Raw genomic sequence first — 13457 nt, 5'->3', positions numbered from 1 at the left:
CGCGCTGTCACTGCGGAAAGCGGAAAGCGGGACGAAGGAGAGGCAATCCGGCGAGGCGAGGCGAGTGCGATGAGGGACAAGCAAAATGCGAAGCGACAAAAGACGAAGCGGCTGAAGGTCGCACGCGGACGGCAAGGCGATCGAGAAGTTTCTCGCCGATAGCCTACAAGCTAGCGCCTATAGTGGCCGCCACGTCATCGGTGACTGGCACGTCATCGTCTTTGCGATCCAATCGAGAAATTGCTCATGTCCGACCCTATTGCCATCGGCGACCGGCTCTACCTCTTCACGGGGAACCGGCAAGCCGGCGACCTCGTCATCACTTCGCACGGCGGCTACATGCCGAGGCCCGAATTCGGCCGCCAGATCGGCAACGCCCGACGTGTGCCGGGCTTGGGCGGATGGTTGGCGGTGCCGGCCGGTGTCGAGCTGCACTTCTATGGCCCGCATGGCCGAGCGCTCAACGATCCCGGCCTATCGGACGTCATCCGTCAGCACGTCCGGCCGCTGGAAATCCTTCGAGAAGGCGATAAGGTCCGCAACTACCGGCTGCTCAAGTTCGAGGACGACACGTACTACCAGATCTCATCGGGCATGGACTATCGCCAGCGTCAGTTCGGACATCAAGGGATGGATGTGCTGACCGTGCGCAATCGGTGGTGGGGCAAGGCCGGCCTGACGCTCAAGTCGGTACTGTCGATGCTCGACGAGGCCGGCTACCACTATGAGCGCATTCACTGCGTGTTTTGCCGAGTGAGACCGTTCGATCCGCGCCGCGGCTACGACGCGCAGCGGGTGCTGTAACGCAATGTCGAGCGAGCGGTGCGGCCGCAGGCAAAGCGCCGCCCGCCGCGCCACGCGTGGACAGTCCTTAGCACTCGACGATATTGACCGCCAGCCCGCCGCGCGACGTCTCCTTATACTTCGTCTTCATATCGGCCCCCGTCTCGCGCATCGTCTTGATGACCGAATCGAGCGAGACATAATGGCTGCCGTCGCCGCGCAGCGCCATGCGCGCCGCATTCACGGCCTTGACCGCGGCCATCGCGTTGCGCTCGATGCAGGGAATCTGCACCATGCCGCCGACGGGATCGCACGTGAGCCCGAGGTTGTGCTCCATGCCGATCTCGGCTGCGTTCTCGACCTGCTTGGGCGTGCCGCCCGTGACCGCGGCCAGCGCGCCGGCCGCCATCGAGCAGGCCACGCCGACCTCGCCCTGGCAGCCCACTTCGGCCCCCGAAATCGACGCATTGAGTTTGTAGAGGATGCCGATGGCCGCGGCCGTCATCAGGAAATCGATGACGCCCTGCTCGTTCGCACCGGGCACGAAACGCGTGTAGTAGTGCAGCACGGCCGGCACGATCCCGGCGGCGCCGTTCGTCGGCGCCGTAACGACCCGGCCGCCGGCCGCGTTTTCTTCGTTGACGGCAATCGCGTACAGGTTGATCCAATCGACCATCGAGAGCGGATCGCGCAACGCCTGCTCCGGGTTGCCCGACAGCGCGCGGTACAACTGCGGCGCGCGGCGTTTGACCTGGAACGGCCCTGGCAGCGTGCCGTCGGCGTCGGGATTGCCGATGCCGCAACCGCGCGCAACGCACGATTGCATCACATCCCAGATCTTCAACAGCCCGATGCGCGTTTCCTCTTCGGTATGCCAAACGCGCTCGTTGTCCCACATGAGCTGAGCGATGGATTTGCCGGTTTGCGCGCACATCGCCAGCAGCTCGTTGCCGGTGCTAAACGGGTGCGCGCGCTGATCGGCCGCTTGCAGCACCTTCGTGTTGGGTGCGCCGGCCGTGACGACGAAGCCGCCGCCGACCGACAGATAGGTCGCCTCCCGCAGCACCGCGCCCTCGGCGTCGGCGGCGCGCAACTTCAGACCATTCGGATGCTCGGGCAGCGCTTGCCGATAAAACGCGATCTGTTCCTTCGGGACAAAGCCGATCTCGTGCGTCCCGCCGAGGGCGAGCCGGCGAGACTTTTGCACGGCATCCAGCCGCGCGGCGACCGTCGACGGATCGACGGTATCGGGAGCATCGCCCATCAAACCCAGCATGACGCCGCGATCGGTCCCGTGTCCCTTTCCCGTTGCGCCGAGCGAGCCGTAGAGTTCGACCTTGACCGAAGCCGTCTGCTCGAGCAGCCCATCGCGTTCGAGTCCCTGCACGAACAGCAGGGCCGCGCGCATCGGCCCGACCGTATGCGAACTCGAAGGGCCGATGCCGATTTTGAAGAGATCGAAAACGCTGACTGCCATTGTTGCTCCACAAGCTGATCGAAGCCGCATGCCGGCCTCGGGTTGATGAGTGCGCGCCTTTCGGCAACCTCCCGCTGCCCTCCCGGTGGAGGACAACGATGCGGCCCGTGCTGCCTAGGCGTGTCGTAACCTTATCTCGCCGGTAACGGCAGGCAGACCGAGAGCCACGCGGGCGGCATCGGCGAGAGCCGCTGCGCGACGCCCGCGTAGCGGCCCGACAGCCGCGCGGCAAGGTGAAACAATTCGTCCGAGCTTTTCGGGTCCCACTGCCCCGAGTAGCCCGGCAAGCCCGCCTCGCGCCGCTTCGCGTCGAACGGGACGCTCGAATGCACGAACTCCTCGTGCGTCTTTTCGCCGAGTGCGTATGGGACGAGCCAATCGAGAGCGACGCCGAGCGTTGCGCCGTTCGGCGCGCGCTGGGTCAGCCAATTGCGGTTGTGACGCCGAGCGGAGAGTGCCGCCACCACAAGGGGCTGCAGGTCGTACGTCACATAGTGGAGCGCGTCGCGTTCGGTGAAGTCCGCCGTTGTTCCATCGGGCGCAACATTCGTGCCGATCTGTTCGACGAACAGCCGCTGCGCCGCATCGATAAGCTTGCGATCGTCCAGCGTGAAGGCCGCCATGGCGACGAGCTTCACGCGATGGCTCTCCCAGTTGTTGCGGTAGGTGCCCGTCAAAGGCCGAGGCTGCACGTTCACGCGCGCGATGTAGCCGTTCGCGAGTTTGGCGATAAACGCCGCCACCGCGTTGCGCGTCTTCACGGGCAACGCGCTAGCCGTCAAATCGTAGGCGAGGATCAGCGAATCGAAATGCGTCTCGTCGATCGGATTGAAACTCGGCTGATAAGTCGTCGCCCAAGCCAGCAAGAACCGGTCGACGAGGCGCAGATAACGCTCGTCGCCCGTGGCGCGCCAAACGAGCGCCGCATCGCGCATGAGTTCGAGATCGCGTTCGGCAGCAACGCTTTGATCGTAGATCCCTTCGTGCGGGAGCGTGCCTTCCGTATGAAGCCGCGCCAGCGGCTTCGGTTGGTCGTTCAGCCGCGCGGCCACGTTCTTGACGAGCGCCTGCACCGAGGGCGCCGCGCTCGTCCGCTCGCTCGTCTGCATGGCCGGTGCCGCGCAAAAATTCATTGCGGCGCGCGCCGCACCGAACGGCGCGACGATGCCCGCACAAGCGATCAACCAGGCCGCGACCGACGGCCCCGGGCGCAGCCTCGATCCGATCGGCGCACGCGCCTGCCGCACCATCGGCCATTGCTTGATTTGCGCGCTCGGCACGCCCCATTGCACGCTTGGCCTGCATGCCGTCGCTGCCGGCACCTTTCGCCCCATCGGTCGCTCCTTCATTGGCTGGATCGCGGGATGAGATGGTACCGGTATTCGCTTATTCGCGACGAGCGGCGTGCGCGCTCGCCCACCACAAGCAGGGTGGGCGGGACCATCGCACGCCACGACGCTCATGCCCGCGCCGTCAGGCGTAATCCGCGATCGGCACGCAAGAGCAGAACAAATTGCGGTCGCCATAGGCGTTATCGGCACGGCCGACGGGCGGCCAATACTTGCGAGCGACGAGCGAGGGCAGCGGATACGCCGCGCTTTCGCGCGAATACGCATGCGGCCACTCGTTCGCCGTCACGACCGCGGCCGTATGCGGCGCGTGCTTGAGCGGATTGTCCTCGCGGTCCGCGCGACCTTCTTCCACAGCGCGGATTTCGTCTCGAATCGCGATCATCGCCTCGACGAACCGATCGAGTTCTTCCTTCGATTCGGATTCGGTCGGCTCCACCATCAGCGTGCCGGGCACGGGGAAGCTCATCGTCGGCGCGTGGAAGCCGTAATCGGCCAGGCGCTTGGCCACGTCGTCCACGGTGATCCCGCTCGCATCCTTGATCGGACGCAAATCGAGAATGCACTCGTGTGCGACGAGCCCACCCGGGCCCGAATACAGCACCGGGTAGTGCGCAGCCAAACGCTTGGCGACATAGTTCGCGTTCAGGATCGCGACCTCCGTGGCGGCCGTCAGGTTCTTCGCGCCCATCATCGCGATATACATCCACGAAATCGGCAGAATCGAGGCCGAGCCGTACGGCGCGGCCGACACGGCACCGATGCCGCGCTCGGCGCGACGATACCCCGACGACGTCTGGTTCGGCAGGAACTGCGCCAGATGCGCACCCACTGCAACCGGGCCGACGCCCGGTCCGCCGCCGCCGTGCGGAATGCAGAACGTCTTGTGCAGATTCAGGTGCGACACGTCGCCGCCGAATTGGCCCGGCGCCGTGAGCCCGACCATCGCGTTCATGTTCGCGCCGTCCACGTACACCTGGCCGCCGTGGGCATGGACGATTTCGCAGATTTCGCGCACGTTCTGCTCGAACACGCCGTGCGTCGACGGATACGTGATCATGATCGCCGCCAGGTTCGCGGCGTGCTCGGCAGCCTTCGCCTTCAGGTCGCCGATGTCGACGTTGCCTTGATCGTCGCAGGCCACGACGACGACTTTCATCCCCGCCATATGCGCCGAGGCCGGGTTCGTGCCGTGCGCCGAGGCCGGAATCAGGCACACATCGCGATGGCCTTCGCCGCGCGACGCATGATAGGCGTGGATGATGAGCAGGCCGGCGTACTCGCCTTGCGAGCCCGCGTTCGGTTGCAGCGAAACGGCGGCGTAGCCGGTGGCCGCGACGAGCATCTGCTCGAGCTGGTCGATCATCTCGCGATAGCCGACCGTCTGCTCGGCCGGTGCGAACGGGTGGATCTGCGAGAACTCGGGCCACGTCACGGGCAGCATCTCCGACGTGGCGTTCAGCTTCATCGTGCACGAGCCGAGCGGGATCATCGAGCGGTCGAGCGCGAGGTCTTTATCGGCGAGGCTGCGCAGGTAGCGCAGCATTTCCGTTTCCGAGTGGTGGCGGTTGAAGACGTGGTGCGTCAAGTACGCGCTCTTGCGCACGAGCGTCGCGGGCAGCGCGGCCGAATCGCCGCCCTGGCCCTGCTCCTCGGCCCGCGTGAGCGCCGTATCGAGCGCATCGACATGGGGCACGTCGATCGCACCGGCCGCGTGCGCGAATACGGACAGCAGATCGGCCAGATCGGCGCGCTTCGTGGTTTCGTCGACGGAAATGCCGACGCGCGTGTCGCTCACGCGGCGCAAGTTGATCCGCATGCGCTTGGCGGCGTCGTGCACGGCAGCCGTGCGCGAACCCGTTTCGATCGTCAGGGTATCGAAGAACGTTTCATTGACGAGCGTGTAGCCGAGCTGTTTCGCGCCGGCGGCGAGCAGCGCCGCGATGCGGTGTACGCGCTGGGCAATCGTCTTCAAGCCCTGCGGCCCGTGGTAGACGGCGTACATGCTCGCCATGATGGCGAGCAGCGCCTGCGCCGTGCAAACGTTGGAGGTCGCCTTCTCGCGACGGATGTGCTGCTCGCGCGTTTGCAGCGCAAGGCGCAGCGCGCTCTTGCCTTGGGCATCGACGGTCACGCCGACGAGCCGGCCCGGCATCTGGCGCTTGAATTCGTCGCGCACGGCCATGTAGGCCGCGTGCGGGCCGCCGAAGCCGACCGGCACGCCGAAGCGCTGCGAAGTACCCACGGCCACGTCGGCCCCCCATTCGCCCGGCGGCACGAGCAGCGTGAGCGCGAGCAGATCGGCCGCCGCCACCACGTGGCCGCCCGCCGCATGCACGGCTTCGGCCAGCGCGCGGTAGTCGCGCACCTCGCCGCCCGCGCCCGGATATTGCAGCAGCACGCCGAACGCGTTCGCGCTGGCGGCACCGTCGGCCGGGCCGACTTGCACTTCGATGCCGATCGGCTCAGCGCGCGTGCGCACGACTTCGATCGTCTGCGGCAAAACGTCGTCCGCCACGTAGAACACGTTCGACTTCGACTTGCCGACGCGTTGCAGCAGCGTCATCGCCTCCGCTGCGGCCGTGGCTTCGTCGAGCAGCGAGGCGTTCGAGATTTCGAGCCCGGTCAGATCGCCGATCATCTGCTGGAAGTTCAGCAGCGCCTCGAGCCGGCCTTGCGAGATTTCGGGTTGGTACGGCGTGTAGGCCGTGTACCAAGCCGGATTCTCGAGCACGTTGCGCAAAATGACAGCCGGCGTGTGCGTGTTGTAGTAGCCCTGCCCGATGTAGGAGCGGAACACCTCGTTCTTATCCGCGAGTTCGCGCAGGCGCGAGAGCGCCTCGGCCTCGCTGCGCGGCTCGGCGAACGGGCCGAGCGGCAGCGGATCGGTACGGCGGATCGCACGCGGGATCACCGCATCGATCAGCGCGGCGCGCGATTCGAAACCGAGCACCTCCAGCATCTTGTGCTGGTCGGCGCCGTCCGGGCCGATGTGCCGCTCGGCGAAGGCGTCATGCACTTCGAGCGCGGCGAGCGAGAAAGGGGTGCGGTTCATCAGACGATCCGGGTGTTCGAGCTTCATGGTAGGGCAGCTTGTGGTGCGCGGCGGTTCGGCGTGAAAACGTTGAGCGCCGCGCGGCAAAAACGAATGGAAAAATCAGCCGACGAGCTTTTCGTAGGCGGCGGCGTCGAGCAGGCTGCCGATCGAGGCCGGATCCGCGAGCTTCACCTTGAACAGCCAGGCGCCGTAGGCATCCGAATTGACTTCGTCGGGTGTGTCGACGATCGCCTCGTTGACGGCAACGATCTGGCCCGTCACCGGCGCATAGATGTCGGAGGCGGCCTTCACCGATTCCACGACGCCGACGGCGTCGCCCGCTTTGATGTCCTTGCCGACTTCGGGCAATTCGAGGAAGACGATGTCGCCGAGCGTCGCTTGCGCGTGATCGGTAATGCCCACCGATACCGTGCCGTCGGCTTCGGTTCTGACCCACTCATGTTCGTCGGTGTATTTCAGATCGGCCGGGACGTTGCTCATGTGATGCTCCTAGTGAAATAGGAATAAGGAATAAGAAATCGGTTGAAACGAAGCCGTAAGGATCGACATCTCGCGCGAGGGCCGCGTTTAGGCGACGAGCACCTTGCCGCTGCGCACGAACGGCAGTTTTACCACGCTTGCGGGCAGCGCCTTGTCGCGAATCAGCACTTGCACGACGTCGCCGGGGTGCACGCCATGGGGCACGCGCGCGAATGCGATCGATTCCTGCATGGTCGGCGAGAACGTGCCGCTCGTGATTTCGCCTTCGCCATGGGGCGTCACGACTTTCTGGTGCGCCCGCAGCACGCCGCCGGCCTTGCCATTTTCCTTTTGCAAGATGAGGCCGACGAATGCCTGACGCGAACCGTCGCGCTCGAGCGCGGCGCGGCCGACGAACGGCCGTGCGCTCGTCAGATCCACGGTCCAAGCCAGCCCGGCATCGAGCGGCGAGACGCTTTCGTCCATGTCCTGGCCGTACAGATTCATGCCGGCTTCGAGGCGCAGCGTGTCGCGCGCGCCCAGCCCGCACGGCCGCACGCCCGCTGCCTGCAACGCTTGCCAGAGCGCGACGACGTGCTCGGCCGGCACGATGATCTCGAAGCCGTCCTCACCGGTATAGCCGGTGCGCGCGATCGTCAGCTCGCCGTAGGGCGCGGCAGCGACGCGCGCCGCGTTGAACGGCTTGAGCGGCTCGGTAGCTTCGCGCACCGAAGGCAGCACCTGCCAGAGTTTCGCGCGCGCGTTCGGGCCCTGCACGGCGACGATCGCCAGATCGCGCCGCGGCGTGATGGCGAGGCCGAACCCGCGCTCGGCATTCAACCGCTCGAACCAGGCGAGATCCTTCTCGGCCGTGCCTGCATTGACGACGACGCGGAAAAAGTCGTCGGAGAAAAAGTAGACGATGAGGTCGTCGATGACGCCGCCGGCTTCGTTCAGCATGCACGAATAGAGTGCACGGCCGGGCGTTTGCAGCTTGCCGACGTTATTGGCGATCGCGTATTCGAAAAACGCGCGGGCTTGGGCCCCGGCGAAATCGACCGCGCACATGTGCGAGACGTCGAACATGCCCGCATCGGTGCGCACCGCGTGGTGTTCGTCGATTTGCGAGCCGTAGTTGACGGGCATGTCCCAGCCGCCGAAATCGACCATGCGCGCGTTGAGGGCACGGTGAGCGGCGTTCAGGGGGGTGTGTTGCAGTTCGGTCATTGGAGCCTCGGCGCGCAAAGGTTTCGCGAAAACGAAAAAGGGCCATGCCGACCCACACTCCCGAGGCGCGATGCCTACAGCGAATGCGATGCATGACCCCTCTGTCCTCGGTACCTGAGAGATTGCGCTTGCGAGGACGAATACCGTTTCCCCGCTCGATGCGCGCGCCCCTTCGGTGGGCGGCTTGCCCGCGCGCGCCGTGCCGATTTTGCCCCGTGCGCCGCTGCGAACTACCGCCACTCTCCAGAGTGCGAAAGACCTGCCTGGGCAAGCCTTTCGACGCGGTCGGTCCTTTTTGCCTGAGAGTTTCTGGGTGTGCCCCTTCGGCGGCGTTCCCGGCAGGCAAAAACCCTACCGCGAGCGCGCTCTCCCGACGCGTGCGCGAAATTTACGCGAGCGTAAGGGTGTTGTCAAATGAGCGGCGGTCAACGTGCGCGAGTCATGCATGCGGCAAGCATGGCCAAGACGAGGTAACGTAGATGCTATCGAGGAGGATTAGCTCATGTCGCCTTTGTCGAACCGCTTCTGCCCCACGGATCAAGATATTCGCCTGCTCGCCGCGGGCCGCGTTACCTTCGCCTCGCGCCACGCGCTCGAGCGCGCGCGGCCCATGCTGATCGAACGTGCCCGTGCCGTTCCGACGGGCACCCTTGCCGACGTCTACCGCGACGTCGACGCCAACGCGCTGCTGTTCATCGCCGCCTGGCGCGTGAGCCGCTTCGAGGCGGCCGAGCGCACCGTCGTCGACGCGATCGCGCATGCAATCGAACCGCTCGGGGGCGAGGCCGTGCCCGAGTGGGTCGACGTTGCCGTCCCGGCCGGCGGCTGGACCTCGGGCCGCAGCGGTCCTGGGGAATGCCTGGTCGTCGTCCGGCAATCGCTAGAGAAACCGAGCGGCGTGATTCAAACGAGTTGGATCGATAAAGTCATGCTGGCGCTGAACGGCGATGCCGAGCCGCCCGACGGCCTCATTTCAGCGAATTTCTTCGCCACGCGCGACGAAGCCCACGTGTTGAACTTCGCGCGTTGGACGCAGGCGCAGGCGCACCGACGCGCGGCGGCACGCGGGCATCACGGGCACGACGGCAAGGTCAGCGCCTCGCCGCTGTGGGAGGCCACACGCCGGCATCCCGGCGTGCATGCCGAGCATGAAGTGGGGCGGTATGAGTGCGTGTCTTAGCGGTCCCTTACGCGAAGGCGGACAGGCCGCGTAGCCGAATTCAGTCGAGCACGCCAACGCGATACTTCGTCACTTGCCGATACGGCTTATCGGCGCGCGAGATCACGTCCTCGCGGTCGGCCATGTTGATTTGGTTCGGGAAGCCGCCGGCTTCGAGACACACGCCCGCATGCCGCCCGTACACCGTCCCGTCGCACCCCTGCACGCCTTCGAGATAGTTGCCGGTATACAACTGCAAGCCGCGTTGATCGGTCGAGACGGTCATCGCTCGTCCGCTGGCCGGATCGTACAAGCGCGCCACTTCACGCACGGGCCGCTCGTACCGCTCCGGATGCCCGGCGCCATCGGGCTCGCGCAGCACGTAGCAATGATCGAAGCCGCGCGCGAGCGAAAGCTGTTCGTGCGGCCATTCGAGCCGCGCGCCGATCGGCGCCGCCTCGCGGAAATCGAACGCGTTGCCGGCCACGGCCGCCTGCCGGATCGGAATCAGCGTCGGGTCGACTTCGAAAAACGCATCCGCGTCGATCGACAGCACGTGCCCTTTGACGTCCGCGCCGGCCCGCGCAGCCAAGTTGAAGTACCCGTGGCTCGTGAGGTTCAGCGGCGTCGTCGCGTCCGTGCTCGCGCGATAGTCGATCGTCAATTCGCCGTCGTCATCGAGCGTATAACGCACTTCAACGTGTACGTTGCCGGGGAAGCCCGCATCCCCCTCTTCCGAATCGAGCGTCATCACGAGGGCGCCTTCCTCCTCGCGCGCCTGCCAGACTGCACGATGAAAACCCGTCGATCCGCCGTGCAGCGAATTCTCGCCCTCGTTGCGATCGACCGAATAGGCGATGCCCTCGAGCGTAAAGCGCCCCCCGGCGATGCGGTTCGCCCAGCGGCCCACGAGTGCGCCCATGTAGGTCTTGGCCTCCCAGTAATCCACGGGCGCGTCGTGCCCGAGCAGGATGTCGCCGAGCCGCCCCGAGCGATCGGGCGCGTGCCAGGAAACGAGCGTCGCACCGAGTTCGCTGACGGATACGCGCATGCCGTGCGCGTTGCGCAGCGTGAACAGGTGAACGGTGCGGCCGTCGGGCAGCGCGCCCCACGGTTCGTGCGACAACTTAGCAGTGCTGATCATAGGGCTGTGAAGTCAAGAGATCGGAGGAGGTCGGAATTCGCTAAAGAGGCCGGAGACCGGTCGATTTAAACCGTAGCGCTCGCGCTCGCACGGTCCTGATACTCGCGCGGCGTGCAGCCGAGTTCGCGGCGAAACACCGCGTGCAGATACTGTACCGATTTGAAGCCGCAACGCACGGCCACATCGGCGCTCGATACGTCGCGCTTGGCGAGCAGCGCCTTGGCCGCATCGAGCTTTTGCCGAAGAATTTCCTGGTGCACCGTGCAAGCCAGTTCGCGCCGGAAGTGCTCTTCGAGCGACGAGCGCGACACCCCCACGTAATCGGCCACCTGCTCGGTGCGTATCCCCTGGCAGGCGTATTGCCGAATGAAATGCCTCGCGCGCGCGACATACGGACTTGCCAGCGGCTGATGCTTCGTCGATTCGAGCACGTTGATGCCCACGGGCGGCACGAGGATCCGGCGTCCGGGAAAGCGCGCGCCATGCAGCATTTGATGCAGCATGTGCGCAGCCGTTCGGCCCATCTCCTCGGTGCCTTGTATCACCGACGACAGCGGAATGCGAGTCAGCGTACGCGTGAGCGGATCGTTGTCGATGCCGATGATGGCGACGTCCTCGGGCACCGGAATGCCGGCGATCAAGCAGGCCTGCAACAGCTGCCGCGCCCGTGCGTCCGTCACCGCGATGATGCCGACCGGCTTGGGCAGCGCCTGGAGCCACTGCGTCAATTGTTCGATCGCCTGATTCCAGGTGGGCGCGCTCGTCGACAGCCCGCGGTAGATCTCGGCGTCGATCTGCTCGGGCGCGAGCCCATCCGCCTCACGCAGCCCGGCGAACGCCAATTCGCGCTGCCTCGCCCAGCGATGCTCGTTCGACAGCGGCAAGCTATAGAGCGCGAAATGCCGCAAGCCCGCGCCGATCAAATGCGTATAAGCGAGCGAAACGAGCTTGAGATTGTCGGTGGCGATATACGGCACGTTGTCCGGATAGTGGGACGGATCCTCGAACGAAGACCCGACGGCCACCACCGGGAGCGGGCAATCGGCCAGCGCCTCGCACACGAGCGGATCGTCGAAATCGGCGATGATGCCGTCGCCGTCGAAGCGCTCGATGCCGCCGAGGCGGCAACGGAAATCTTCTTCGAGAAACAAGTTCCAGCTCACGCGCGTGGAAAGCAGGTACTGGCCCACGCCCGCGATAATCTCGCGGTCGTACACCTTGTTCGCATTGAACAGCAATGCGATGCGATGCGCCTTTTGCGGCGCGGGGGCGCTCGCCCTCGTCATCGCCGCGCCCAAGCGCGGATTCGCGCCGCCAGCCGCCCTTCGCACATGGTGTCGTCTCCTAATCGTTCATGACGCGTCGCACAACGTTCGACACTCGACACTCGACGCTCGGCATCGAACGTTCGCCCGCGCATGGGTTTGCTTATCCGGTCTCGCGATTCTAGGCGCGAATGACCCGCCTGCCGCGACCTTCGCGGCGCGCCAGCAAGAAACGTTAGTCCCGCTGCGCAATTTCGCAATTGTGGCCGGCCCGCCGCCGCTGCACCATGGCCGCACTCCGACGACCGGCCGAGCGCACCGCTCGGGGTCCATCGCGCCACCGGCAATGGCCATACGCATTGCCGCTCGCGTTGCGCGAGTCGCCGCGCGCACGCACCGCATCGTCGGCAAACGAGGCGACGCTCGAAATCCCAACATATAAGACAGGAGTGGAGACATGGCATTCGCAAAGCGGCGTTCCATTTTAGGCTCGTTTATCGCGAGCGCGGTTTTGGCTGGCTTGACGCTCGCCGCGCCCCTCGCCCACGCGAGCAAGGATCATCCCGTCATCGGGTTTTGTATCGACGATCTGCGCGTCGAACGCTGGGCGCGCGATCGCGACTACTTCGTCGACGCGGCGAAAAAGCTCGGCGCGACCGTTTCCGTGCAGTCCGCCGACGCCAGCGAAGAGCGTCAGATTTCGCAAATCGAAAACCTGATCTCGCGCGGCGTGGACGTCATCGTCATCGTGCCGTTCAATTCGAAGACGCTCGGCAATGTCGTCGCCGAGGCGAAGAAGGCCGGCATCAAGGTCGTGTCGTACGACCGCTTGATCCTCGACGCCGATGTCGATGCCTATATCTCGTTCGACAACGAGAAGGTGGGCGAGCTGCAAGCCAAGGGCGTCTATGACGCGCAGCCGAAGGGCAACTACTTCCTGCTCGGCGGCGCGCCGACCGACAACAATGCCAAGATGCTGCGCGAAGGCCAGCTCAAGGTGCTGCAACCGGCCATCGACCGCGGCGACATCAAGGTGGTCGGCCAGCAGTGGGTGCCCGAATGGAACGCCGCTACGGCACTGCGTATCGTCGAGGATGCGCTGACGGCCAACAACAATAAGATCGACGCGATCGTCGCGTCCAACGACGGCACGGCCGGCGGCGCTATCCAGGCGCTGGCCGCGCAAAAGCTCGCGGGCAAAGTGCCGGTTTCGGGGCAAGACGCCGATCTCGCCGCGGTCAAACGCGTGATCGCGGGCACGCAGACGATGACCGTCTACAAGCCGATCAAGCTCATCGCAACGCAAGCCGCGCAGCTTGCCGTCGATCTCGCGCAAGGGCGCAAGCCGGCGTACAACGCACAGTACGACAACGGCAAGAAAAAGGTGGATACGGTGCTGCTGCAGCCGATCGTGCTGACCAAGAAGAACGTCGACGTCGTCGTCAAGGACGGCTTCTACACGCAAGCGCAGCTCTCGGGCCAATAACGCTGGGACGGCGCGCGTCTCTCGCCTCGGCGAGCGACGCGCGTCGCGCT

General features: G+C 65.4%; 10 protein-coding genes and 2 riboswitches. Of the genes, 3 read left to right on the top strand and 7 right to left on the bottom strand.

The window, feature by feature from the left end:
* Window positions 1–246: 246 nt before the first annotated feature.
* Complete coding sequence (locus ACTHN9_RS18255) at window positions 247–804, top strand: putative adhesin (protein ID WP_440538177.1); 558 nt, start codon at window positions 247–249, stop codon at window positions 802–804.
* Window positions 805–871: 67 nt separating this feature from the next.
* Here ACTHN9_RS18255 and ACTHN9_RS18250 read toward each other — a convergent pair whose 3' ends face one another.
* The 5 genes from ACTHN9_RS18250 to gcvT form a co-directional block, all read right to left on the bottom strand.
* Window positions 872–2260 (bottom strand): L-serine ammonia-lyase, encoded by a 1389-nt coding sequence (locus tag ACTHN9_RS18250; protein ID WP_440538176.1) that lies wholly within the window; start codon window positions 2258–2260, stop codon window positions 872–874.
* Between the two features lie 131 nt (window positions 2261–2391).
* Entirely contained in the window at window positions 2392–3510 is a 1119-nt protein-coding gene (locus tag ACTHN9_RS18245) for an alginate lyase family protein (RefSeq protein ID WP_440538233.1), read from the bottom strand.
* Between the two features lie 223 nt (window positions 3511–3733).
* Window positions 3734–6691, bottom strand: coding sequence for an aminomethyl-transferring glycine dehydrogenase (gene gcvP / locus ACTHN9_RS18240; RefSeq protein WP_440538175.1), 2958 nt, complete (start codon window positions 6689–6691; stop codon window positions 3734–3736).
* A 75-nt stretch (window positions 6692–6766) separates the two neighbouring features.
* On the bottom strand, window positions 6767–7147 hold the full coding sequence (gene gcvH, locus ACTHN9_RS18235) for a glycine cleavage system protein GcvH (RefSeq protein ID WP_440538174.1): 381 nt from the start codon (window positions 7145–7147) through the stop codon (window positions 6767–6769).
* Window positions 7148–7234: 87 nt separating this feature from the next.
* Window positions 7235–8353 carry a glycine cleavage system aminomethyltransferase GcvT gene (gene gcvT / locus ACTHN9_RS18230; RefSeq protein WP_440538173.1) on the bottom strand — a complete coding sequence of 373 codons (1119 nt, stop codon included), beginning with the start codon at window positions 8351–8353 and terminating at the stop codon, window positions 7235–7237.
* 91 nt (window positions 8354–8444) lie between these two features.
* A riboswitch (glycine riboswitch) is annotated at window positions 8445–8610 on the bottom strand.
* Between the two features lie 18 nt (window positions 8611–8628).
* Window positions 8629–8736, bottom strand: a riboswitch (glycine riboswitch).
* Window positions 8737–8855: 119 nt separating this feature from the next.
* Between gcvT and ACTHN9_RS18225 the strand changes: the two genes are divergently transcribed.
* Entirely contained in the window at window positions 8856–9533 is a 678-nt protein-coding gene (locus ACTHN9_RS18225; RefSeq protein ID WP_440538172.1) for a hypothetical protein, read from the top strand.
* A 40-nt stretch (window positions 9534–9573) separates the two neighbouring features.
* On the opposite strand, the gene ACTHN9_RS18220 is transcribed toward ACTHN9_RS18225, so the two are convergent.
* On the bottom strand, window positions 9574–10656 hold the full coding sequence (locus ACTHN9_RS18220; RefSeq protein ID WP_440538171.1) for an aldose epimerase family protein: 1083 nt from the start codon (window positions 10654–10656) through the stop codon (window positions 9574–9576).
* A 65-nt stretch (window positions 10657–10721) separates the two neighbouring features.
* The gene (locus ACTHN9_RS18215) at window positions 10722–11942 is read right to left on the bottom strand and encodes a XylR family transcriptional regulator (RefSeq protein ID WP_440538170.1); all 1221 of its coding nucleotides are present in this window, start codon (window positions 11940–11942) and stop codon (window positions 10722–10724) included.
* Between the two features lie 436 nt (window positions 11943–12378).
* Here ACTHN9_RS18215 and xylF point away from each other — a divergent pair, with 436 nt between their 5' ends.
* Entirely contained in the window at window positions 12379–13407 is a 1029-nt protein-coding gene (gene xylF / locus ACTHN9_RS18210; protein WP_440538169.1) for a D-xylose ABC transporter substrate-binding protein, read from the top strand.
* Window positions 13408–13457 lie beyond the last annotated feature (50 nt).

The organism is Trinickia sp. (assembly GCF_051953405.1).
GTDB lineage: Bacteria > Pseudomonadota > Gammaproteobacteria > Burkholderiales > Burkholderiaceae > Trinickia.
Note: the sequence above shows the minus strand (reverse complement) of the source record. Positions and strands in the feature narration are given on the sequence as shown.

What these genes read in the sequence shown, in the direction of transcription:
- ACTHN9_RS18215 (WP_440538170.1), bottom strand. Translation starts at nt 11,942, where the DNA reads ATGACGAGGGCGAGCGCCCCCGCGCCGCAAAAGGCGCATCGCATCGCA.
- ACTHN9_RS18255 (WP_440538177.1), top strand. Translation starts at nt 247, where the DNA reads ATGTCCGACCCTATTGCCATCGGCGACCGGCTCTACCTCTTCACGGGG.
- gcvT (WP_440538173.1), bottom strand. Translation starts at nt 8,353, where the DNA reads ATGACCGAACTGCAACACACCCCCCTGAACGCCGCTCACCGTGCCCTC.
- ACTHN9_RS18245 (WP_440538233.1), bottom strand. Translation starts at nt 3,510, where the DNA reads ATGGTGCGGCAGGCGCGTGCGCCGATCGGATCGAGGCTGCGCCCGGGG.
- ACTHN9_RS18250 (WP_440538176.1), bottom strand. Translation starts at nt 2,260, where the DNA reads ATGGCAGTCAGCGTTTTCGATCTCTTCAAAATCGGCATCGGCCCTTCG.
- ACTHN9_RS18220 (WP_440538171.1), bottom strand. Translation starts at nt 10,656, where the DNA reads ATGATCAGCACTGCTAAGTTGTCGCACGAACCGTGGGGCGCGCTGCCC.
- gcvP (WP_440538175.1), bottom strand. Translation starts at nt 6,691, where the DNA reads ATGAAGCTCGAACACCCGGATCGTCTGATGAACCGCACCCCTTTCTCG.
- xylF (WP_440538169.1), top strand. Translation starts at nt 12,379, where the DNA reads ATGGCATTCGCAAAGCGGCGTTCCATTTTAGGCTCGTTTATCGCGAGC.
- gcvH (WP_440538174.1), bottom strand. Translation starts at nt 7,147, where the DNA reads ATGAGCAACGTCCCGGCCGATCTGAAATACACCGACGAACATGAGTGG.
- ACTHN9_RS18225 (WP_440538172.1), top strand. Translation starts at nt 8,856, where the DNA reads ATGTCGCCTTTGTCGAACCGCTTCTGCCCCACGGATCAAGATATTCGC.